Source organism: Flavisphingomonas formosensis (assembly GCF_009755815.1).
Lineage (GTDB): Bacteria > Pseudomonadota > Alphaproteobacteria > Sphingomonadales > Sphingomonadaceae > Flavisphingomonas > Flavisphingomonas formosensis.
The window spans coordinates 1-21881 of the sequence record NZ_WRPK01000022.1 but is presented as its reverse complement, the minus strand read 5'-3'; the positions used below and the strand labels follow the sequence as shown (position 1 = coordinate 21881).

Below are 21881 nucleotides of genomic sequence, written 5' to 3'. Positions count from 1 at the left end.
CCTAATGGGCATCGGCGGGCGAAGGACGGGGGCCGCGAGGCGGACGGCAGAAAGGCACCATCAGCAGCGCGGCGAAAAAGATCCACGCCATCAGCCGGAAGACGTCGTCGAACGCGATCACGAGCGCTTGCCGGCCAACGATGCGGGCGAGCAGTCCCTTGGCCATCAGCAGCGCCCGGTCGGGATCGGGTGTGAGGGCACCGAGGCGATGGGCCAGATCGGCGGTCATATCCTGCGCGGTACGGCCCGATCCCGCCAGCGCCTCGCCGAAGCGCGACGCCTGGATACGGGCATTGTCCTGCAGCCAGGTGTTGACCGTGGCGATGCCGATCGCGCCGCCGAGGTTTCGCATCAGATTGAACAACCCCGAGGCGTAGCGCAGCTCAGGCCCCTGAAAGCCCGATAGGGCCATGTTCACCGACGGCACGATGCAGAGCATGACGAAGAGGCCACGGACCACCTGGGGCCAGAAAAGCTCCCCGAAGCCCCAGTCTGCGCCCAGATAGGACGTCATCCACATGCTGGTGGCGAAACCGATCAGGCCGATGGTGATCAGCAGGCGCTGGTCCACCGATTGCGATGCGCGCGCGGCGATGATCGTGCTGACGAACTGGCCCGCGCCGACGATGAACACCGTCGTGCCGATCTGCAGGCTGTCGAAATCCCGTACCCGGCCGAGGAAGACGGGCAGCAGATAGGTGGACGAATAGATGCCGAAGCCGATCACCAGATTGAACAGGCAGGCGAAGGCGTAGGTAGGATTGCGGAAAGGCGTGAGCCGCACGATCGGATTCCTCGAGAAGAAGGAGCGTTCGAGGAACAGGCCAAAGGCCACCAGCGAGAACCAAGCCGCCATTAATATCGTCGGATCGCCGAACCAATCCTTGCGCGGCCCTTCCTCCAGCACATATTCGAGCCCCCCGAGCGCCACCGCCATCGCCAGCAGATGCGACCAGTCGATCCGGCCGAACATCTCGGGATCCGCACTATCGACCCGGACGAAAAATATGGTCAGCACCGTCACCGCGACACCAGGGACGACGTTGATGAAGAAGATCCAGCGCCAGTCCAACGCTTCGGTGATGATACCGCCGACGGTCGGCCCCAATGTCGGCGCCAGCACGGACACCATGCCGAGGATCGCCGGAATCAGCGCGCGCTGCTTGCCCTCGAACAAGGTGAAGCCGACCGCGAAAACGCTGGGCACCATCGCGCCGCCGACGAAACCCTGGATGGCTCGGAAGGTGGCCATGGATTCGATGTTCCAGGCGAGGCCGCAGGCGATGCTGGAAAGGGTGAACAGGCCCGCCGACGCGGCGAAGAGCCAGCGCGTCGACATGGCCTGGCCGAGGAAGGCCGAAAAAGGGATCATCACCAGTTCCGCCATCAGATAGGCGGTCTGAACCCAGCTCACCTCGTCCGGCCCCGCGGAGAGGCCCGCCTGCACGTCGTTGAGCGATGCCGCGACTATCTGGATGTCGAGCAGCGCCATGAACTGGCCGAACGCCAATATGCCGAAGACCAGGAATTTGCGCTGTGTCGTCCACTCGGAAGGATTGGACGCCATCGGCACGACGATCGCCATGAGCATGGCCTCTTGTTATATGATACCTATAATATTATATGTGTCATATCATTCGCGCAAGGGGTGGTTTCATGGATGCGATGACGAGCGTAGCGGCGGCCGAGCAGGAGAAGCACCGTCGGAAGCTGAAATTGCCGTCGCGCAGAACGCTGGTCGCGTCGGGTGTGGCACTGGCGATCGCACTGGCCGGCGCGGCTTGGATCGCAACACCGCCCGCTGTCGAAACGACCGACGACGCCTATGTCGGCGCCGATGCAACTACCGTCGCGCCGAAAGTGCGCGGGTTGGTCGCATCCGTGCTGGTGCGGGACAATCAGGCAGTGAAGGCCGGTCAGCCCCTCGTGCGGATCGATCCGGAGGAATTCGATGCAAAAGTCTCGGCGGCCGAAGCGGATCTTGCCGATGCCGAAGCCGGCGTGGCTTCTGCCAAGGCTGCCCTGGTGAGCCTAGCGGCGGAAGAACGTCTCGCCTCCGCTGGTGTCATCGCTGCGCAGACCACGATCCGATCGACCTCGGCCCAGGCCGATCGGGCGGATGCGGATCGGCGCCGCTATCAGGCGCTCGTCGCCGGCGGCGCGGTGGCACGCAGCGATGCCGACCGGTTCGCCGCGGCCGCCGTCACCGCCGAACAGGATGCCGCGCGTGCGCGGGCGGAACTATCCGTCGCGCAGCAAGGCCTCGGCGTCTCGCAGGCGAAACGGCCGGGTCTGGCGGCCGCGGTACAGATTGCCGAGGCACGTGTTGCGCAGGCCCGGGCCGCGCTCGACCTAGCGCGGCAGGATCAGCGCCACACCATCATCTACGCGGCAATCGACGGGGTTATCGGCAATCGGCAGGTGCGCGTCGGAGACTATGTTCAGCCGGGATCCCGGCTCCTGACGCTAGTGCCGCTGCACGCGCTCTACATAACCGCCAATTTCAAGGAAACGCAGACGAGCAGAATGCGTATAGGCCAGGCGGCAACGATCGATGTCGACGCTTTAGGCGGAGATGTGCTCAAGGGCACGGTGGAAAGCATCGCGCCGGGATCGGGATCGACTTTCGCGCTGCTCCCCTTCGAACCAGGAACCGGCAATTTCACGAAAATAGTACAGCGGGTGCCGGTGCGCATCCGTTTCGGTGCGGGACAGGCCGGTGCCGATACGCTGCGGCCGGGACTTTCGGTTACAGCGAAGGTTCGCGTGCGTGGTTGAGGAACGGCTGGCGAAGCGGCGGCGATGGTAGCCCGATTGCGCCGCGCCCAATTTTCATCGATCATCCAGGCTTCTTGTCATCGGATGAACGGCGGAGAGTCGGGTGAGCGAAGGCAAACGCGTGGCAGTGATGGTCGGAAGCCTGCGCAGGGATGGATATAGCAGCTTGCTTGCTCGCGCGCTCGCCGCATTGGCACCGGCATCGCTGACGCTCGACATCGTTTCGATCCGGGACCTGCCGCTATATGACGCCGATCTCGATGACGATCCGCCCGAAGCCTATACGCTGTTCCGCGATGCCGTGCGCGCCGCGGACGCAGTGCTGTTCGTGACGCCGGAATATAATCGCTCGATCCCCGCTCCGTTGAAGAATGCGATCGACGTCGGCTCGCGCCCCTATGGGCAGAGCGTGTTCAGTCGCAAACCGGCCGCGGTCGTCAGCCAGTCTCCGGGCGCGATGGGCGGCTTCGGCGCGAACCATGCCGTCCGTCAGTCGCTCGTCTTCCTCAACATGCCGACCCTGCAGCAGCCGGAAATCTATCTGGCGCATTCGGATGCACTGTTCGATGAGGATGGCGCGATCGCGGAGGAAAAGACGCGCCAGTTCCTGACCCAATTCCTGCACGCGTTCGAAGCCTGGATTGCCCGCACCGGCGCTTGAGCGCACACTTGCCATCATAGCGAAGGATGAAGGCCATGACGGATGCCTGCCCCCATGTCGCCGATGTTGCCGACGTGACGCCCAGCGCCGCGGGATGCGAGGAATGTCTGAAGATCGGATCGCCCTGGGTGCATCTGCGGCTTTGCCGGGTCTGCGGACATGTCGGCTGTTGTGACGATTCGCCGAATCGGCATGCCACGGCGCATTACCATGCCACAGGCCACCCCGTGATCGAGGGTTATGATCCGCCGGAAGGCTGGGGCTGGTGCTACATCGACGAGGTGGCGTTCGATCTGCGTGATCGGATGACGCCGCATCCTGGACCGATCCCCCGCTTCGTCTGAGCCGAGTGGCGCTCCGTCGCCTCAATCGTCCGTCATCGATGCGAAGAGATTGACGACACGCCCATCGCGGCGCCGGATGTCCACGTCCCGCGGATGCACGAAATCCTCGCGGAACCACGGGTACCGCACGGGATCGAACATATGCTTCAACCAATCGATGGTTGCGCGTAATGGCGGAGCATCGCGCGCTTCGGGATGATAATAATAATAGAGGTCGAAGCGGAACTGGACGGGCAAGTCGAGCGGGACCAGCCGGTTCGTGAGATCCACCACATAAGTGGGCATCAGTGCGACGCCGATGTCGTTCGCCACCGCCCAGAACAGGGCCAGGCTGCTGTTGGTGCGCAGTGGCATGAAGCCCTTGGGGCGGTCCAGCCCGATCAGCAGATCCAGGAAATGCGAGTTCACGCCGGGCGCGCTCTGCTCGATGAACTTATGGTTCTGCACCATATCGTGCAGCGAGGTCGGAGCGCCGTTACGCATGATATAGCGCTTGGACGCGAACAACAGGAAATGCAGCGTGGCGATCTTGGCGGTGATCAATTCCGGATTGGCCGGAGGATAGAAAACCAGGCCGCAATCCAGTTCATGGCTGCGGTCCCGCTTCAGATCATAATCGCATTGGATCGAGATCGTCAGTTCCGGAAACTGTGTCTGCAGATCCAATATGTGCGGCGTGAGCCAGGTTGAGCCGATCGCTTCGCTAGCGCCAACGCGCAGCTCACCGGGCGCGATCAGGCTGTCGTCCACGGCGCGGTTCCGCAGCGACAGCTCCGTCCGCAGCCGCATGGCTATCACCTGCAGTTCCCGGCCCGCCGGCGTCAGCATCGCCCCTGTGCGCGTACGGGTGAAAAGGCTCGCCTGTCGTTCCTTTTCCAGCCTCTCTATGCGGCTGCGCACGGTGTTCACCGAAATGTTCAGCTGCTCGGCAGCCTGGCGCAGGCTACCTGTCTCGGCCACGATCAAAAACGCATGAATATCGCGGCTTTGCAGGGGCTGTGCAGGCGCCGCGACAGACCTGTTCACCGGAGTAACACGCGGTTCAGAATTCTTGATCGCGACTCGCCGCCGTTCCACTTCCTACAATCCTTTCGTCTTAACCATAGAGGGAAGGACTTAGAGGGCCAATGAAAACAGAGGCAACTACACGGGTCAGCCACATAATCAGCGACGATGAAGCGCCGATGGCTTTTATGCCCTGGATCGAAGCGTCCGGCATCACCCCGAACGACATCTGTTACGCATCCCTCGAGGAAAGCCTGGCTGCGCTGCGCTTCGCACGGCAGACGATCACCGTCGCCAATGAACAGACGGTCGCTGCGGCCTGGCATCGCCAGCCGGACGGGTTCCGCATCGTTCGGCGGCACGCCACGCTGGAGCAATGTCCGATGCTGGCCTATCTGACGCTCAATGCGGCGGGCGCCGCCGCGATGGTGGACGGGCAGTTCAACGGGCTTCAACCCGATATGCTCTGGCTGAGCCATCCAGGGGAAACGCCCGAAGCCATCTATCTCTGGCTGCTGCTGGCGCGCGGACAGAAGCCCGCCGGGGTCGCGATGATCGCCGAGGCGGCGAAGATCTGCTGCGACCGCGGCATCCCGCTTTTTTCGCGCGCGATCAACGACGCTTCCCGGCGCATGCACGACGAGCTCGGCTTCATATCGGCGCGCGGCCTCTATCCCAACGCGCCTGCGTGGTTGCTGATTCTGCCGCCGGAGCGGCGGCGCACGACCGAGCGCATCGACATCGTACACGCCCGCACCTTCGAAGATATGGCGAAGATCTTCGCTGTCCGCACGGCCACCTATGTTGCGGAACAACACGCCCAATATGACGAAGAATATGACGGCAACGATTTCTGCGCGACCCAGCTGCTCGGTCTCGTCGACGGACAACCGGCGGGATGTGCCCGCATCCGCTATTTCGGCAGTTTCGCGAAGCTGGAACGGGTGGCGGTTCGGAAGGAATTCCGCCACACGCGGCTGGCATCGCGCCTCGCGCGCGAAACGATTCGGCATTGCCGTCGCAAAGGCTTTCATCGCATCCTGGGCCATTCCCGCTTCGACCTCTTCCCGCTGTGGAAGATGTTCGGCGGCAAGCTGATCGACGGGCGCCCCTCCTTTCGGTTCGCCGACGTGGAGTATCGCGAAGTCTGCCTGGAGCTCGATCCACTTCCCAATGCGATCACCATCGATGCGGATCCGATGCTGATCCTGCGGCCCGAAGGGTCCTGGGACGAACTGGGCCCATTCGATCGCACCCAGCTAGGCGTGCATCACGGGCGTGAGGAGATGATCGAGCGCGATACGAAGCGCCTCGGAGGGCCCGCGTGAAGATGGATTGCCAGAGATGGCCCGCCCCCGACGAGCTTTGCGACCTGACTGTGGCGCAGATCGACGCGATCATCTCCAGCCTGCGGAGGCGGCGCGAGGCGTTGACGGCGAACGGCAGGAAGCCGAACACGGAAAACGGCGCGGCCGCCCGGCGGCTCTATGCGGAACGACGGCGCCGCAATAGCTGGCTGGATGCCACGCTGTTCTCCGAACCGGCATGGGACATGCTGCTCGATCTCTATGCAAGCGCCGAAGAAGGCCGCGCTCTTTCGATCAGCGATGTCGGTATCGCCGCCTGCGTGCCGCCGACGACGTCGCTGCGCTGGCTCGGCCAGATGGAGAAACTGGGGCTCGTGCGCCGGAGCTCGGATATGCACGATCGCAGGCGCGTTTGGGTGGAGCTGACCGAACAGGGCCGGGCTGCGATAACCGGCTATCTGACGGGCGAGCGCGGACCCCGCGCCTGACGGACGGCGAAAACCTCAAGCAGGGGAGACATCGAGGTGAAGGTGACGGGCCAGGCCTAGGGAGGCAATCGCCTGGGGATAACTTTCCCTACGGCCTTGCTCCTGCAACCCAGCCTGTCCAATGCTGGTCGGCATGACCGTTCAGATCGAGATGGGGCTGGATACCGCCGGCAAGCCCGTCACCATGGACCTGGAGGAATTGCTGGCGACCCGACTGCTGGTTCAGGGCAATTCGGGATCGGGAAAGTCGCACCTTCTGCGCCGGCTGCTGGAACGTTCCGCCGGGCAGGTGCAGCAGGTGGTGATCGATCCCGAAGGGGATTTCGTGACGTTGGCCGATCGTTACGGCCATGTCGTGGTGGAAGCCGCCGATTATGCCGAGCGCGAGATCGAGCGCTTTGCGCTGCGCATCCGCGAGCACCGCGCATCCGTGGTGCTGAATCTCGAGGGGCTCGAAGTCGAAGGGCAGATGCGCTGCACCGCGACCTTCCTCTCGGCCTTGTTCGATGCGCCGCGCGACCATTGGTATCCCGCGCTCGTGGTGGTGGACGAAGCACAGCTCTTCGCGCCGGCGCAGGGCGCCGAGGTGACCGAAGAGGTGCGCCGCGCGTCGCTTTCGTCGATGACCAACCTGATGTGCCGCGGCCGCAAACGCGGTCTCGCCGGTGTCATCGCTACCCAGCGCTTGGCCAAGCTCGCCAAGAACGTGGCCGCAGAAGCCTCCAATTTCCTGATGGGCCGCACCTTCCTCGACATCGACATGGCCCGTGCCGCCGACCTGCTGGGCATGGAGCGGCGGCAGGCCGAGCAGATTCGCGATCTCCAGCGCGGATCCTTCCTGGCCCTCGGCCCGGCCGTGTCGCGCCGTCCGGTCGAAGTGCGCATCGCTGCGGTGGAGACCTCCGCCCGCAGCGGCAGCCCCAAGCTGGTGCCGCTGCCCGAGGCGGGAAGCGAAGACATGAAGGCGCTGCTGCTCGCTGCCACGCAAGAGCCGGCACCGCCTCCGCCACCTCCTCCCACGCCGGTTCCGGCCGAAGAGGTGATGGAAGCGATCGAGCAGCCGCCGGTTCAGCATGGCACGCCCGCGCTGCCCGCCAAGGACGCTGACGAGGTGGAGGCAATCGTCGCACAGGTGCTGCGCGACATCGTAGCGGACGACGACAGCGCGTTTCGGGCGGTACCGACGCTGTTCCAGGATTTCGGCATACGCTGCCGCATGGCGGGCCTGCCCCGGCCGCCACTGGATCTGCCCGGTTTCTCGCGCCGGCTGGCCTGCGCGCGGGCCGGCATATTCGATCGGCCGGACGGCGACTGGGCCCAGGCAATCGAAATCGCCCGCGGGCTTCCGGAAGAGATGCTCGGGCCGTTCCTGCTTGTGGCCCGCGCGGCACGAGAAGGTGCCCCCTGCCCCAGCGACACGGCAATCGCGCAGACCTACGGCACGAGTTCGCTCGGCCGGGTGCGCCGCTTGCTGAGCTATATCGAGAGCCGCGATCTCTTCGTGTGTCGCACAGATCTATCGGGCAAACGATCGATCACCCTGCCGCATCTCGGCTGGACCACCCAGCCCGCGGAGACGGCGTGATCCTCATCCCCCATCCCCGTTGAGCAAGGGGCGGGATCTCCGTTAGGGTAAACGCGTCAGGGGGAGCGACACGACTCATGGCCGAATCGCCCGGTTACGTCTTCAAGCCGCACGAACGGCCGACGCTTCCCGGCTCTCCCGCCAATCCGGATCATCCATCCAGCCGGCGCCGTCTCTATTTCGCGATTGGCTGCCTGATCGGCATCACCCAGGGCCTTGGCAACGCGCTGGTGACGGTGAACCTCAATTTCGCGCAGGGGACGCTCGGCCTCTACAGCAACGAGAGCACCTGGCTGACCGCTGCCTATTTCATGACCAACGTGACGGCCAACCTGCTGCTGGTGAAATATCGCCAGCAATTCGGGTTGCAACCCTTCATCCGCTACATGCTGGCGGCCTATGCGACGACCACCCTGCTGCATCTGTTCGCCCATGGTTTCTGGACCTCGGTCGCCGTGCGCGCGATGAGCGGGGTGGCCGCCGCCGGTCTCTCAACCATGACGATCCTCTATCTCATGCAGGCCATGCCAGCCCCCAAGCGGCTCGCCGGCGTGATGATCGGGATCAGCATCCCGCAGCTTGCGACCCCGCTGGCTCGCGCACTCTCCCCGCGCCTGCTCGATTGGGGTGACTGGCACATGCTCTATTGGTTCGAGCTGGCGATGGCATTGCTGACGCTGGCCTGCGTCATGATCCTGCCGCTGCCGCCGAGCGAGCGCGAGAAGGTGTTCGAGCGGCTCGATTTCCTGACCTTCGGGCTGCTGGCACCAGGCATGTGGCTGATCATAGCGGTGCTCTCGGAGGGGCGCATCGAGTGGTGGACCGAGCGCGCCTGGATGGGCTGGTCGCTCGTCGCCGGCATCGGGCTGATCGCCGCGGCCCTCGTCGTCGAGCATCGCCGCGCCAATCCGCTGATCAACACGCGCTGGCTCGGCACCCGAGAGATGATCCGGCTGATGCTGATCGCGTCTTCGATCCGCATCCTGCTTTCCGAGCAGACCTTCGGATCGGTGGGCCTGCTCACCGTCTTCGGGCTGCTCAACGATCAGATGATCGTCCTGAACCTGATCATCGTCGGCGCATCCATTCTCGGCCTCGTCGTGGGCGTGCTGAGCTTCCGTCCGCAAGATCTGGCGAGCCCGCTCAACGTCGCGACGATCCTGATCGCGATCGGCGCCTTCATGGACGCGAACGCGACGAACGTGACTCGGGCCGAGCAATTCTACGTCAGCCAGGCGCTGATCGGCTTCGCCTCGCTGCTGTTCCTCGGCCAGGCGATGGTGATCGGCATTGCGCGTACTCTGCTGGCAGGTGGACGCAATTTCGTGAGCTTCGTCGTGCTGTTCAGCATCAGCCAGAGCGTCGGCGGCCTGGTCGGCACCGCCTTGCTCGGAACATTCCAGATCGTGCGCGAGAAATTCCATTCGCACGAGCTGGTTCAGCGGATCGTGATGACCGATCCCCTTGTCGCCGGGCGTATCAGGGCGGGCAGCAGCGCAGTCGCAGGCGTGGTCGGGGATCCGGCGCTGCGCAGCGCGGAAGGTGCCGCGCTGCTGGCCCAGCAGGTAGCACGAGAGGCCAATATCCTGGCCTATAACGACGTATTCTTTCTCGCGGGTGTGCTCGCCGTGCTCGCGACACTGTGGGGTTTTGCGATCCGCTGGTCGATTCTGCGGCGCCACGAAATGTCACCTGTCGTCCTGCTTCAGCAAAGGATGATGCAGGCGGCTCAGGCAGCACAGCAAGCCATGGCGAAAAAGGGACGCTAGGATGGATCAGCCGGGCAACCCGCCCTCGACGGAGCCGAAGACCGCCACCGTGCCGCCGCCGCCGGAGGAGCCTGCGAGCGGCTGGCGACCACCGGAGAAAAACCCGACTACGATCATCGCGATCGTCGCGATCGCGGTCGTCGCCATTCTGGCAATCCTCTATGCTTGGCGGCTGCCTCCTTTTGCCGGCCTCGCCGAAAAGACCGACAATGCCTATGTCCGCGGCCGAGTGACGATCATCAGCCCGCAGGTTAGCGGCTATGTCACCAGCGTACCGGTCCAGGATTTCGCCGAAGTGCATGCGGGGCAGATCCTGGCCACGATCGACGACCGCATTTATCGCGCCCGGGTGGAGCAGGCACGGGCCAACGTTGCCGCACAGGAAGCCGCCCTGGCGAACTCGACCCAGGCGCAACGATCGCGCGAGGTGGCGACGGCCAGCCAGGATGCCGGCATCGCCAATGCCCAGGCACAGCTCGTCCGCGCCGAAGCCGACATGCGGCGCGCCCAGGCGCTCGTCGCCGATGGATCGATCTCGACTCGCGAATATGACCAGACCCGCGCCGCGTTGCTGGCCGCGCAGGCCTCGGTCCGCCAGGCGGTGGCCGGACGCGCGATCGGCACGCAGGACGTGCGCACCGTCGTCGTCGGCCGCCTGGGATTGGAGGCCGCGGTCGAAGGCGCTAAGGCCGCGCTGCGGCTGGCCCAGGTCGATCTCGACAATACGGTGATCCGCGCACCCGTCGACGGGCAGCTCTCGGAAATCGGCGTGCGCAACGGCGCCTACGCGACGGCAGGGACGCAACTGATGTTCCTCGTGCCGCATGACGTGTGGATCGTTGCCAATTTCAAGGAAGCCCAGACCGCCGACATGCGGATCGGCCAGGTGGCGACGTTCAAGGTCGATGCCCTGGGCGGCACCAGATTGCGCGGCCATATCGAGAATATCTCACCGGCAGCGGGCTCGGAGTTCGCAGTGATCAAGCCGGACAACGCCACGGGCAATTTCGTGAAGGTCGCCCAGCGCATCGCGGTGCGCATCCGCGTCGATCCCGGGCAGGAAGCGTCCCGAAGGCTGCGGCCCGGCATGTCGGTGGAGGTCAAGGTCCGCACATATGGCAATGGCCGATGACGGTCCGATTTCCTTCCTGGCAGCCTGCCATGCTGTTGCTGGCGACGGGGTGCGCCGGACCCATGGTCGAAACGGCCCGCCTTCCGGCACTCGCGCCCCCGTCGGCCTGGCGGACCGATGCCGGGCCGACCGCACCAATCGACATTGCCTGGTGGCAAGGCTTCGGTGATGGCACGCTGACCGCGCTGGTCGAAAAGGCACTGGCGAACAATCCTGACATCGGCATTGCGATGGGTCGGGTCCGCGAAGCACAAGCGAACGAGCAGCTGGCACGGGCACAGCTGCTACCCACGCTCGACGTCAGCGCCGCGGGCGCACGCTCACGCAGCGTCAACGCCTTTGGCTTGCCGGTCGAGCAGAATGCCGTGCAACCTCAGATCCAGATCGCGTGGGAGGCGGATATTTTCGGCCGCCTCGCGGATCAGCGGGCGGCAGCCCGTGCCATCTACTTCGCGAGCCAGGCCGCACGGGACGGCGTGCGCCTCTCCGTCGCCGGCGCGACCGCAAACGCCTATATCACGCTTCTCGGGCTCGATGCCCGGCTGGAGGTGGCGCGCGCAACCCTGGCCGCACGATCAGAATCGCTCCGGGTCGCGACATCCCGGGTGGAGCGCGGTTATTCGCCCAAGCTGGAACTGCAGCAAGCCAGGGCGGAATATGAGGCGACGGCGCAGATCATCCCGCAGATCGAGCTTGCGATCTCACGCGTGGAAAACACGCTAAGCCAGCTTACCGGCGATCCGCCAGCTACTATCACCCGCGGCTTGTCGCTCGACAAGCTGCACAAACCCCTTATCGGCGAAGGATTGCCCTCGGCCCTGCTGCGTCGCCGCCCCGATATCGCCCAGGCCGAATATCAGCTCGCCGGCGCGGACAAATCGCTGGCGGCGGCGCGGAAGCGCTTCCTGCCGCAGGTGCGCCTTTCGGCTGCGGCTGGCGCCGCGATCTCGACGCTGCTCAGCGACCCGATCACCATCTGGTCCGCCGGCGGCAGCGTGCTCGCGCCGCTGTTCGAGGGCGGCCGCCTCACTGCACAAGCGGAAGCGGCGGGCGCGCAGAGGGACCAGGCGGCCTTTGCCTATCGCCGGACGGTGCTGACCGGACTGCGCGAGGTGGAAGATGCGCTTGCCACCGCGAAGCGAGTGGACGAGCAGATCGGCCAGGCCGCAGCGCAGCGAGACGCACTTGCCGAGGCGCTTCGCCTGGCCAGCAACCGGTATCGGGAAGGCTATTCGCCCTATCTGGAGCAGCTCGACGCGCAACGTGGGCTGCTGTCGGTCCAGCTCACTCTCGTCCAGCTCCAGGCAGACGCGCTGACCGCACGGGTGCAGCTCTATCAAGCGATGGGCGGCGGCTGGAGTGAGGAAAGTATCCTTCAGGCAACACGCGATTGAGCCCACTCCGGGCAGCACAGACCGCAGCGAGCCATTAGCTGTCGAAGCGCGATTTTGATCCGTTTCATCTTGGCGCAGCTGGACCTGCGCCAAGACGCCCTCTCAAACCACCACCCTCTCGCAAGACGGCTGTCCTCCCATCTCCGATCCGAGAGCGAAGATGGAGAGGATGAAGCGGAGCCTACTCGGCAGCCATCGCGATCGCCTCGCTCGCGGCGCGCGGCGCGAGATATTCGCCGGGACGTGCGCCCGTGGACCGGGTGCCGTCGAACGTCGCGACGCCGTTCACTAGGGTAAGGCGCATCGGCGCGGCCTGGCGGGTGAAGCGCCAGGTGGTGCCGCCCTCCCCATCGGGAACGTCGAAGCGCTTCTCCATGTCGCGATACTGGATCTCGTCGATGTTGAAGACGACGATGTCCGCGCGCTTGCCGGTCTTGATCTCGCCGGTCTCGGTCAGGCCGAAGAAATTGGCGAGCTTGCCGGTCTTCACATGCACGGCCTGCTCGATCGAGATCACGCCTTCCTTCACATATTTGGTGAAGAGCAGGATGTTTTCGCCGCCGCCGCACAGCATCTGGAGATGCGCGCCGGCATCCGAGATGTTGCCGACCGATTTCTCGTCATGCATCAGCTTGACGGTGAGCTCTTCGTCCTTCGGGAAAGGCGCCATGTGAACGGTCGACCTGGTGCCGTTCTCGAGGATCCACTGCGCCATCGCGTCCGAACGATGCAGCCCGCGGCTGTCGGCGAAATCCTTCAGCGTGAGGCCGACCGGGCCGGCGCCATTCTCGGAATCGAACAGGTTCAGGTTGTGCGGGTTGTTCATCGGCGAATGCGGCCAGGCCATCGTGTCCCAGCTCTCCCGAGCCCGCGCGCGCCACTCCGGATCGGCGAGCATGCGCGCCTTCTCCTCATGGGTCTCGGCAAGAACGACCTCATGCCAGACATAGTCGTTCGACTGGGCGAAGATCAGCGATTTGATCAGGCTGAGCGTGCTGGTCGGCGAAACATGGGCATAGCCCGGCCACAGGTCGACGCCCTCGGCCTGCATGCGCTCGACGCGTGGACGCATCTGCTCCAGCGCCTCCTTCTGGAAGCCCAGCGTCGGGATGGCGCCGGCGACCTGCATACGGATGCCCTTGCCTTTGGTCAGGCGCTCGAGGCGCTCGAGGCTCTGCGGGCCGGTCATGCGCATGAAAGTGTCGATGATCACCTGGTAGGTGACGCCCGGATAGCGGGCGAGCACATCGAACAGCGCCTCGAACTCGGCGTCATCGGCGAGCAGCGTCGGAATTGGGCGGTCGTCGCCATCATGATCGTGGAGATTGTCGGACATGCCGAGCGCGCCGGCATCGAGCGCGTCGGTCAGCAACTCGGCCATGCGCGCGATCTCGGCCGGCGTCGCCGCGCGCTCCCATGCCTCGAGGCCCATCGCCGCCAGGCGCAGCGTGATATGGCCGACGAAGGCGGAATAGTTGGTCGGCAGCTGGACATTCTTGGCCATCGAGGCCTTGTATTCGGACCATTTCTCCCAATCCCACGGCACGTTCTGGAGGAACGGCTTCAGGGGGATGTCCTCGAAGAAGGAGAAGATCTTGATCATCTCCATCTGTGCCGCCTTCTCCTTGGAGAGCGGCGCAGCGGTGAAGCCGCAATTGCCGAGGATGACGGTGGTCGCGCCCATGCCGGGCAGCGGATCCAGGTCCGGCTGCCACCACATGGTGGCGTCATAATGGGTGTGGCTCTCGATGAAGCCGGGGGTCACATAGCAGCCGGTGGCGTCCACCACCTGCTCGCCGGGCCTCGCATTCAGGCCCTGACCGATCTCCGCGATGGTGCTGCCGGAAACGCGCACGTCGGCGGCAAAGGGCTTCGCGCCGGTGCCGTCGATCACGGTACCGCCGCGGATGAGGATGTCGGACATTAACTCGTCGCTCCGTCGTCTCTTGGTTGCGGGGATTATCCCTCTGGGCCGAAGCCCGCATCATGTCCGGCCGGAGCCGCCCGTGCTTGTTTCAAAGGGGGCCGGACGAGGCCTCACCCGTCCGGCCCGAACCATCATTCGGCCGCGATCGCTACCGGCGCCTCGGTATTCAGCGGCTCGAGATAATCGCCTGGCTTCTCGCCGGTGTAGGCGCCGTCGCGGAAGATCGGCACGCCGTTGACCATCGTCAGCCGCATCGGCGCCGCCTGGCGGGTGTAGCGCCACATGATGCCGCCCTTGCCATCCTCGACGTCGTAGCGCTTCTCCATGTCGCGCTGCTGGATCTCGTCGAAATTGAACACGACGATGTCTGCGCGCTTGCCCGGCTTGATCTCGCCGATCTCGTTCAGGAAGAAATGCTCGGCGATCTTGCCGGTCATGGTGTGGATCGCCTGCTCGAGCGTGATCAGCTTCTTGTCGCGGACGAACTTGGTCAGGAAGATCACATTCTCGCCGCTGCCGCAGAGCATCTGGAGATGCGCGCCGCAATCGTTGACGTTGCCGACCGACTTGGGATCCTGCACCTGCACGGCCACTTCCGCGTCGTTCATCGGCATCGGCGCCATACGAATGGCGGAGTTGACGCCGTTGGCGAGCAGCCAGTCGGCCGCCGCGTCGGACGTGTGCACGCCGAGCTGCTCGGCATATTCCTTGAGGGTCAGGCCGAACGGGCCACCGGTGCCGTTCTCGGAACCGAGCTTGGTCAGCAGCAACAGGTGCGGATTGGCCATCGGCGATTGCGGATAGATCTTGGTGTCCCAGCTCTCGCGCGCACGGGCGCGCCACTCGGGATCGCGCAGGATCGCTTCCTTCGCGGCATCGCCTTCGGCCTTCACAGCCTCGTGCCACACATAGTCGTTGGACTGTGCGAACAGCAGGGAACGATAGATGCTCACCTGGGCGCTGAGCGGGGTATGGCCATAGGCAGGCCACGCGTCGAGCCCTTCGCTGCGCAGCCGGGCGATGAGCTGCTTCATGCCCTCGATGCGATAGTCCTGATAGGAGGATGTCGGCGCCGCGCCGGTGAACTGGACGCGGATGCCGCGTCCCTTCAGCAGGCCGCCGATCCGCTCGATCTGCTTGTCGCCATTGTCGCGCATCAGCGCCACGTCGATGATGCACTGGAAGCTGGCGCTCGGATAGCGCTGCAGCACCTCGAACAGCGCGACGAATTCGGCGTCGTCCGCGACGAGCGTCGGGATCGGGCGATCCTCGCCGTCATGATCGAGCAGGTTTGTCGAGAGGCCGAGCGCACCCGCCTTCAGCGCGTCGTCGAGCAGCTCGGCCATCCTGGCCCGCTCCTCGGCGGTCGCCGGACGGTTCCACGCCTCGGTGCCCATCACCGCGATGCGGATCGCGATATGGCCGACATAGGTCGTGTAGTTCAGCGGCATCTTCACCTTGCTGACCATCGACTCCTTGTACTCGGACCATTTCCGCCAATCGAACGGCAGATGCTGCATGAACGGCTCGAGCGGGATGTCCTCGAAGAAGGAGAAGATCTTGATCATTTCCATCTGCGCGGCCTTGTCGTCGGAGAGCGGCGCGGCGGAGAAGCCGCAATTGCCCATCACGATCGTCGTCGCGCCATAGCCGGGCAGCGGATCGAGATCGGGCTGCCACCACATGGTCGAGTCATAATGAGTGTGCGCCTCGATGAAGCCGGGCGTCACATAGCAGCCGGCGGCGTCGAACACTTCCTCACCCGCCTTCACGGCGAGGTCGGCACCCACCTCGACGATCTTGCCGCCTGCAACACGCACATCGGCCTTGAACGCATCGGCGCCGGTGCCGTCCACCACCGTGCCGCCCTTGATCACCATGTCTGCCATTTCCGCTCTCCTCGCTTATCCCGGTCACGCTTGGCTTTGATTCATTCGCCCGCCGGCTGATCTCGTCCCGTGCCTACCCTCCCAGCTCGGCTGGGAGGTAGACCGGCCAAAGGCCGGTGGAGGGGAAATACGGAACGATTGCTCGAGTGCTTCCAGATGAGCAATCGCGGATTTTACCCTCCACCATGCTGCGCATGGTCTCCCTCCCCATCTTCAATGGGGAGGATGAGATAGACCGTTCTATTCCGCAGCGACCGCCATCGCCGCGTCGGCCTGGGCCGGCTCCAGGAAGTCGCCCGGCTTGGCACCGGTATAGGCACCGTCGCGGAAGGTCGCCTCGCCATTGACGAGGGTCAGCTTCATCGGCGCCGCCTTGCGGGTATAGCGCCAGGTGATGCCGCCCTTGCCGTCGGTGACGTCGTACACCTTCTCCATGTCGTGCTGCTGGATCTCGTCGAGATCGAACACCACGATATCGGCGCGCTTGCCCGCCTTGATTTCGCCGATGTCGGTCAGGAAGAAATGCTCGGCAATCTTTCCCGACATGGTGTGGATCGCCTGCTCGAGCGAGATCGCCTTCTGCTCGCGGACATATTTGATGAGATAGATCAGGTTCTCGCCACCGCCGCAAAGCATCTGGAGGTGGGCACCGGCATCGGTGATGTTTCCCAGCGTCCGCGAATCCTTGATCATGTCGACCACGACCTTTTCGTCCATGTCGAACGGCGCCATCCGCACCGTCGACATCACGCCGTTGCGCAGCAGCCATTCGGCCATCGCGTCAGAACGGTGCACGCCGAGCTGTTCGGCATATTCCGCCAGCGTGCAGAACGGACCCGCCCCGTTGTCGGAGCCGAGCTTGGTCAGCAGCAGCATGCTCGGGTTGTTCTGCGGAGAATGCTTCGGCACCTCGCCGTCCCAGCTGGCCCGCGCACGGGCGCGCCATTCGGGATCGGCGAGCATCTGGGCCTTCTTCTCCAGATCCTCCTCGAGCACCACCTCGTGCCAGACATAGTCGTTCGACTGGGCGAAGATCAGCGACTTGTAGATGCTGAGCTGACCGGTAAGCGGCACATGCGCATAGCCCGGCCAGATATCCATGCCTTCGGCGCGCATCGCCTCGACCTTCTCGACCATCGGCTGGAGGAGATAGTTCTGGTAGGCGACCGTCGGGATGGCGCCGGTCAGCTGCGTGCGGATCTTGCGGCCCTTGAGCAGCCTCGCCATGCGGTCGGTCTGCGCCGGCCCGGTGTCGCGCATCAGCGCCACGTCGATGATGCATTGGAAGACGGTATGCGGGTGCTTCTCGAGCACGTCGAAGAGCGTCGAGAATTCGGCATCGTCGGCGACCAGCGTCGGGATCGGGCGGTCCTCGCCATCATGATCAAGCAGGTTGGTCGACAGGCCGAGCGCGCCTGCCGAGAGCGCTTCGTCGAGCATGTCCGCCATGACCTTGCGCTCCTCGGCCGTGGCAGGGCGCTTCCACGCCTCGAGGCCCATCGCCGCGAGACGGATCGCGATATGACCGACGAACGCAGCATTGTTCAGCGGCAGATGCACCTTCTCCTTGACCGACTTCTTATATTCCGACCACTTCCGCCAGTCCCATGGCACGTTCTTCAGGAACGGCTCCAGGGGAATGTCCTCGAAGAAGGAGAAGATCTTCACCATCTCCAGCTGGGCAGCCTTGTCGTCCGAGAGAGGCGCCGCGGTGAAGCCGCAATTGCCGGTGATGACGGTGGTCGCGCCGACGCCGGGGAGCGGATCCAGATCCGGCTGCCACCACATCGTCGCGTCATAATGGGTATGGCCTTCGATGAAACCCGGGGTGACGAAGCAGCCCGTCGCGTCGAACACCTCCTCACCGGGCTTCGCCTTCAGGTTCGGCCCCACCTCGGCGATGCGCCCGCCCGAGACGCGCACGTCCGCGGCAAAGCGCTCAGCGCCGGTCCCGTCGATGACGGTACCGCCCTGAATCAGAATGTCAGCCATTATCCAGTCTCTCCTCGACCATCCAAAAAAGTTCGGAGATCCCTCGGCGCCGTGCGCCCTGCACTATATGCGAGAACTCGCCTGTGCTTATGGCGCGGAAATTAGCCGAGGCGGTGCTTTTCCGCAAGGGCGGAAAGCGCGGACAGCGGCACGATGCGTATAATATGCGGCATGTAGCGACGCGATCGCACGTCGCTGTGGCGCAGCGAAGGCGAAATGCATATTCGGTCCTGACGCGATTCGCGCCGCGGCGCCGCATCCAGGAGGGGAAATGAGCTCTGATCCCGCACGCGCCTTCACTGCGCGCTCGCTCTTGTTCGTGCCCGGGGACAGTCCGCGCAAGCTGGAGAAGGCCAGCGCCGCCGGCGCCGACCTGCTGCTCGTCGATCTCGAGGACGCAGTCGCCGAGGGCGTGAAGGCGGAGGCGCGCAAGACGGTGCGCGCCTTCCTCGATGCCGCGCCCGACACGGGCGAGCGCCCGTGGGTGCGGGTCAATCCGCTGGATACGCCGCATACGCTGGACGATCTCGCCGCGATCGTGCCGGGGCGGCCTGGCGGCATCATGCTGCCTAAGGTACGCTCGCGCGCCGACGTCGAGACGGTCGACCATTATCTCTCCGCGTTGGAGGCCGCGGCCGGCGTCACCCGCGGCTCCATCCACATCATCATCGTGGCGACGGAGACGGCCGAGGGGCTGTTCTCGATCGGCAGCTATGCCGGCGCGCCGCGGCTGGCGGCGATGACTTGGGGCGCCGAGGATATCGCGACCGCGCTCGGCGCGCTGACCAACCGGCAGGAGGATGGCAGCTACGATCATCCCTACCAGCTTTGCCGCACGCTCTGCCTCGCCGGCGCGGCCGCGGCGCGGGTGCCGGGCATCGAGACGATTCATGGCAATTTCCGCGACGTGGCGGGCCTCGAGCGCATTGCCAGCGCCGCGCGCAGCGCCGGTTTCCGCGGCATGATGGCGATCCATCCCGATCAGGTCGCGACGATCAACCGCGCCTTCACGCCCAGCGATGACGAAGTCGCCAAGGCGCAACGCATCGTCGACCTGTTCGCCGCCAATCCGGGGCTCGGCACGATCGGCATGGACGGCGAGATGCTCGACGCTCCGCATTTGAAGCGTGCCCAGGCGACGCTGGCGCTGGTCGGGCGCTGACCGCTTTACCCGTCACCCCAGCGAAAGCTGGGGTCGCTCTCGACCACGAGCCGGATGCCTGTAGAGAGTGACCCCAGCTTTCGCTGGGTAACGAACGATATTGAACCCAGGAGGTAAATCGATGTCCCTTGAATATCTGATGGACAAGCATGCCATCGAACAGGTCTACATCCGCTATTGCGAGATCGTGGACGCCAAGACTTTCGACGACATGCACGAGGTTTTCACCGAAGACGCGACCAGCGATTACACGCAGGCGCTCGGGCCCGGCGTGATCAGCCCTAACCGCGCGAGCCTGATCGCTTCGATGCACGCCAATCTCGGTCCGGATTCCAATTGCGCCGCGACGCACCACAATGTGCTCAACTTCCGCATCGCGGTGGACGGCGACACCGCCCGGGCCAAGGTGCAATATTATGCGGTCCATCGCGGCAAGAACGAATTCGAAGGCGCGCTCTACTCGATGTGGGGGCTCTACGACGACGAGCTGGTGCGCACCGCCGAGGGCTGGCGGGTCGCGAACCGCATCTATTCCTGCTATCTGTCTGAAGGCCCCGCCGGCGTGACGTCGAAGGCAGTCAACCGGGCGGAATAAGCACATGCCGTTCGGTTCGAGCGAAGTCGAGAACGCTTTTCGAGCGCAGCCGAGAAGGCAACAGAAGAGCCCCTCGACTTCGCTCGGGTGAAGTTCTCGACTACGCTCGAACCGAACGGGGTTGGATCAGGCAACAACCCCCGGCGCGTGGTCGAACTTACCGCGGCCGAAGAAGCGGTCCATCGCCTCGCTGTCGGCGCGCTGGAAGGCGGCGGCATCGTCCGGCATCAGCCGTGCGATCGACTCTACGCCGGCTTTCACGCCCGGCCGCTCGCCCACCTTGTCGAACCATGCGCGCAGCGCTGGAAGGCGGCTCCACATGCCTTGCTCGGTGAACAGCGGGAACATCTGGTCGGCGGTGCGGATCCAGGGCCAGGTTGCCATGTCGGCCAGGCCATAATCCTTGCCCGACAGATAGGGCGATTCCGCCGCATGCCGGTCGAGCACGCCGAGCAGGCGCGCCGCCTCGCTGGCATAGCGCTTGAGACCATAGGTCTCGGTCGGTGCATAGCGGAAGAAATGGACATATTGGCCGAACATCGGCCCGATCGAGGCGGTCTGGAACATCAGCCACTGATCGGCGATGCGCCGCGCGTCGACATCGCTCTCCGGCGGCATGAAGCGGCCGGATTTGCGGGCGAGGTGGAGCAGGATCGCCGCGCTTTCGAACACCGGGGTACCATCCTCGTCGATCAGCACCGGCACCTTGCCGTTGGGGCTCTTGGCGCGGAATTCCGCGCCGTGCTGCGCACCGGAGAAGACGTCGAAATGGGTCAGCTTATAGGGGACACCCAGTTCCTCCAGCATGATCACGATCTTGACGACGTTGGGGCTGGACATGCCCAAGAGCTCGATCATCGCATCCTCCGCTTGTGGTCCGGGATCGCTGGCGCATTGCCTTGGAAAGATCAATATGCTGTCACGGTGCGTAGCCTATCACAAAAGATGTTACGCGAATGCGTGGAAACGGGAGACGGACCTTGAAGACGATCTGCCTCATGCCGAGGCGCCACGACGTGTCGCGCGCCGCGTTTCGGGACTATTATGAACGGCGCCATTCCAAGCTCGCGCTGCGCTGGTTCCATTTCGACAAATATGTCCGCAACCACCTGACCGACGATGCCGGAGAACCCGGCTTCGACTGCTACAGCGAATTCTGGACCAGCAATCCGGAGAAGGGCGCCGGGCTGATGTCGGGCCCGGTCGGCGACACGATGCGCGAGGATGAGCGCCAGTTCACCGACCAGCCGATGATCCGCCCCGCCTTGAGTGAGGAAAAGCTGGTGAGCGGCCCGCCGCGCGGGACCGAGACCGGTGTGCCGCATCTGCTGCTGCTGCTCGTGCGCGACGGCGGCAGTGATACGGGACTGGGTGAGTGGCTGGCCGGGATCCGCTGCACCCGCGTGGTGCTCGACCTGCTCAGCACCATGGATCCGGCCCGGCCCATCGCCTACCAGGCAGGCGCGCTGCTGTGGGATCCCCCTGCCCTGCTGCCCGAGGCGCCGGCAGGGTGGACGATCGCGCACCGGCTGAAGACCGAAGCGTTCGAATATACGCCCGAAGAGATGGCGGCGATGAAAGACGTAGTGAGCTGACCTTTTCTCATCCTCCCCCGCAGGGGGAGGGGGACCGCGCGTAGCGCGGTGGAGGGGTTCCGGGTCGTTCAAGACGCGACGTTGCGAATGATGCGGCGTGAACCCCTCCACCAGCCTGCGGCTGGTCCCCCTCCCCCTTAGAGCATTTTGTGATCATACGGGATCATATCCGGCATGACGGATATAATTCTGACATTCGTGGGCGGGGAAGAGGTCGAGGAGTTGTCCGGTTCGATCCCATAAGGCGTCGCGAGAACG

At 64.5% G+C, this 21881-nt stretch carries 18 protein-coding genes; 12 read left to right on the top strand and 6 right to left on the bottom strand.

Features of this window, described 5'->3' with window-relative positions; translation table 11 throughout:
• Position 1 precedes the first annotated feature (1 nt).
• Positions 2 to 1585: a DHA2 family efflux MFS transporter permease subunit gene (locus tag GQY20_RS31430; RefSeq protein ID WP_157221126.1), complete on the bottom strand. Its 1584-nt coding sequence runs from the start codon at positions 1583 to 1585 to the stop codon at positions 2 to 4.
• A 71-nt stretch (positions 1586 to 1656) separates the two neighbouring features.
• Between GQY20_RS31430 and GQY20_RS31425 the strand changes: the two genes are divergently transcribed.
• The 3 genes from GQY20_RS31425 to GQY20_RS31415 all read left to right on the top strand — a co-directional run bounded on the left by GQY20_RS31425 (position 1657) and on the right by GQY20_RS31415 (position 3783).
• Positions 1657 to 2778 carry an HlyD family secretion protein gene (locus tag GQY20_RS31425; protein WP_232476361.1) on the top strand — a complete coding sequence of 374 codons (1122 nt, stop codon included), beginning with the start codon at positions 1657 to 1659 and terminating at the stop codon, positions 2776 to 2778.
• Positions 2779 to 2881: 103 nt separating this feature from the next.
• The gene (locus GQY20_RS31420) at positions 2882 to 3439 is read left to right on the top strand and encodes an NADPH-dependent FMN reductase (RefSeq protein ID WP_157221125.1); all 558 of its coding nucleotides are present in this window, start codon (positions 2882 to 2884) and stop codon (positions 3437 to 3439) included.
• Positions 3440 to 3474: 35 nt separating this feature from the next.
• Positions 3475 to 3783 carry a UBP-type zinc finger domain-containing protein gene (locus tag GQY20_RS31415; RefSeq protein ID WP_157221124.1) on the top strand — a complete coding sequence of 103 codons (309 nt, stop codon included), beginning with the start codon at positions 3475 to 3477 and terminating at the stop codon, positions 3781 to 3783.
• Positions 3784 to 3804: 21 nt separating this feature from the next.
• Here GQY20_RS31415 and GQY20_RS31410 read toward each other — a convergent pair whose 3' ends face one another.
• Complete coding sequence (locus GQY20_RS31410) at positions 3805 to 4809, bottom strand: LysR family transcriptional regulator (RefSeq protein WP_269769803.1); 1005 nt, start codon at positions 4807 to 4809, stop codon at positions 3805 to 3807.
• Positions 4810 to 4967: 158 nt separating this feature from the next.
• Between GQY20_RS31410 and GQY20_RS31405 the strand changes: the two genes are divergently transcribed.
• The 6 genes from GQY20_RS31405 (at position 4968) to GQY20_RS31380 (ending at position 12463) form a co-directional block, all read left to right on the top strand.
• Positions 4968 to 6116 carry a GNAT family N-acetyltransferase gene (locus tag GQY20_RS31405; protein WP_157221122.1) on the top strand — a complete coding sequence of 383 codons (1149 nt, stop codon included), beginning with the start codon at positions 4968 to 4970 and terminating at the stop codon, positions 6114 to 6116.
• Positions 6117 to 6118: 2 nt separating this feature from the next.
• Positions 6119 to 6583 carry a winged helix DNA-binding protein gene (locus tag GQY20_RS31400; protein ID WP_232476363.1) on the top strand — a complete coding sequence of 155 codons (465 nt, stop codon included), beginning with the start codon at positions 6119 to 6121 and terminating at the stop codon, positions 6581 to 6583.
• A gap of 133 nt (positions 6584 to 6716) precedes the next feature.
• Positions 6717 to 8168, top strand: coding sequence for an ATP-binding protein (locus tag GQY20_RS31395; RefSeq protein ID WP_157221120.1), 1452 nt, complete (start codon positions 6717 to 6719; stop codon positions 8166 to 8168).
• Positions 8169 to 8245: 77 nt separating this feature from the next.
• The gene (locus GQY20_RS31390) at positions 8246 to 9937 is read left to right on the top strand and encodes an MFS transporter (protein WP_157221119.1); all 1692 of its coding nucleotides are present in this window, start codon (positions 8246 to 8248) and stop codon (positions 9935 to 9937) included.
• Between the two features lies 1 nt (position 9938).
• Positions 9939 to 11069: an HlyD family secretion protein gene (locus tag GQY20_RS31385; RefSeq protein WP_157221118.1), complete on the top strand. Its 1131-nt coding sequence runs from the start codon at positions 9939 to 9941 to the stop codon at positions 11067 to 11069.
• Positions 11066 to 12463, top strand: coding sequence for an efflux transporter outer membrane subunit (locus GQY20_RS31380; RefSeq protein WP_157221117.1), 1398 nt, complete (start codon positions 11066 to 11068; stop codon positions 12461 to 12463). The genes GQY20_RS31385 and GQY20_RS31380 overlap by 4 nt, the downstream gene beginning before the upstream one ends.
• A 181-nt stretch (positions 12464 to 12644) precedes the next feature.
• Here the strand turns inward: GQY20_RS31380 and GQY20_RS31375 are convergent, their stop codons facing one another.
• The 3 genes from GQY20_RS31375 to GQY20_RS31365 form a co-directional block, all read right to left on the bottom strand.
• Positions 12645 to 14387, bottom strand: a complete 1743-nt coding sequence (locus tag GQY20_RS31375; protein ID WP_157221116.1) for an N-acyl-D-amino-acid deacylase family protein — start codon at positions 14385 to 14387, stop codon at positions 12645 to 12647.
• A gap of 134 nt (positions 14388 to 14521) precedes the next feature.
• Positions 14522 to 16279, bottom strand: a complete 1758-nt coding sequence (locus GQY20_RS31370; RefSeq protein WP_157221115.1) for an N-acyl-D-amino-acid deacylase family protein — start codon at positions 16277 to 16279, stop codon at positions 14522 to 14524.
• A gap of 240 nt (positions 16280 to 16519) precedes the next feature.
• Positions 16520 to 18271: an N-acyl-D-amino-acid deacylase family protein gene (locus GQY20_RS31365; RefSeq protein WP_157221114.1), complete on the bottom strand. Its 1752-nt coding sequence runs from the start codon at positions 18269 to 18271 to the stop codon at positions 16520 to 16522.
• Positions 18272 to 18542: 271 nt separating this feature from the next.
• Here GQY20_RS31365 and GQY20_RS31360 point away from each other — a divergent pair, with 271 nt between their 5' ends.
• Both GQY20_RS31360 and GQY20_RS31355 read left to right on the top strand, forming a co-directional pair.
• Entirely contained in the window at positions 18543 to 19433 is an 891-nt protein-coding gene (locus tag GQY20_RS31360) for an HpcH/HpaI aldolase/citrate lyase family protein (protein WP_157221113.1), read from the top strand.
• Between the two features lie 121 nt (positions 19434 to 19554).
• Positions 19555 to 20028 carry a nuclear transport factor 2 family protein gene (locus GQY20_RS31355; protein WP_157221112.1) on the top strand — a complete coding sequence of 158 codons (474 nt, stop codon included), beginning with the start codon at positions 19555 to 19557 and terminating at the stop codon, positions 20026 to 20028.
• 126 nt (positions 20029 to 20154) lie between these two features.
• Here the strand turns inward: GQY20_RS31355 and GQY20_RS31350 are convergent, their stop codons facing one another.
• Positions 20155 to 20886: a glutathione S-transferase family protein gene (locus GQY20_RS31350; RefSeq protein WP_157221111.1), complete on the bottom strand. Its 732-nt coding sequence runs from the start codon at positions 20884 to 20886 to the stop codon at positions 20155 to 20157.
• A gap of 122 nt (positions 20887 to 21008) precedes the next feature.
• Here GQY20_RS31350 and GQY20_RS31345 point away from each other — a divergent pair, with 122 nt between their 5' ends.
• Complete coding sequence (locus GQY20_RS31345) at positions 21009 to 21623, top strand: EthD domain-containing protein (RefSeq protein ID WP_157221110.1); 615 nt, start codon at positions 21009 to 21011, stop codon at positions 21621 to 21623.
• Positions 21624 to 21881: the final 258 nt, after the last annotated feature.

Coding starts and splice junctions, on each gene's coding strand:
- GQY20_RS31430 (WP_157221126.1), bottom strand. CDS start 1,585: ATGGCGATCGTCGTGCCGATGGCGTCCAATCCTTCCGAGTGGACGACA.
- GQY20_RS31380 (WP_157221117.1), top strand. CDS start 11,066: ATGACGGTCCGATTTCCTTCCTGGCAGCCTGCCATGCTGTTGCTGGCG.
- GQY20_RS31350 (WP_157221111.1), bottom strand. CDS start 20,886: ATGATCGAGCTCTTGGGCATGTCCAGCCCCAACGTCGTCAAGATCGTG.
- GQY20_RS31355 (WP_157221112.1), top strand. CDS start 19,555: ATGTCCCTTGAATATCTGATGGACAAGCATGCCATCGAACAGGTCTAC.
- GQY20_RS31375 (WP_157221116.1), bottom strand. CDS start 14,387: ATGTCCGACATCCTCATCCGCGGCGGTACCGTGATCGACGGCACCGGC.
- GQY20_RS31425 (WP_232476361.1), top strand. CDS start 1,657: ATGGATGCGATGACGAGCGTAGCGGCGGCCGAGCAGGAGAAGCACCGT.
- GQY20_RS31400 (WP_232476363.1), top strand. CDS start 6,119: ATGGATTGCCAGAGATGGCCCGCCCCCGACGAGCTTTGCGACCTGACT.
- GQY20_RS31370 (WP_157221115.1), bottom strand. CDS start 16,279: ATGGCAGACATGGTGATCAAGGGCGGCACGGTGGTGGACGGCACCGGC.
- GQY20_RS31415 (WP_157221124.1), top strand. CDS start 3,475: ATGACGGATGCCTGCCCCCATGTCGCCGATGTTGCCGACGTGACGCCC.
- GQY20_RS31365 (WP_157221114.1), bottom strand. CDS start 18,271: ATGGCTGACATTCTGATTCAGGGCGGTACCGTCATCGACGGGACCGGC.
- GQY20_RS31405 (WP_157221122.1), top strand. CDS start 4,968: ATGGCTTTTATGCCCTGGATCGAAGCGTCCGGCATCACCCCGAACGAC.
- GQY20_RS31390 (WP_157221119.1), top strand. CDS start 8,246: ATGGCCGAATCGCCCGGTTACGTCTTCAAGCCGCACGAACGGCCGACG.
- GQY20_RS31360 (WP_157221113.1), top strand. CDS start 18,543: ATGAGCTCTGATCCCGCACGCGCCTTCACTGCGCGCTCGCTCTTGTTC.
- GQY20_RS31385 (WP_157221118.1), top strand. CDS start 9,939: ATGGATCAGCCGGGCAACCCGCCCTCGACGGAGCCGAAGACCGCCACC.
- GQY20_RS31395 (WP_157221120.1), top strand. CDS start 6,717: ATGACCGTTCAGATCGAGATGGGGCTGGATACCGCCGGCAAGCCCGTC.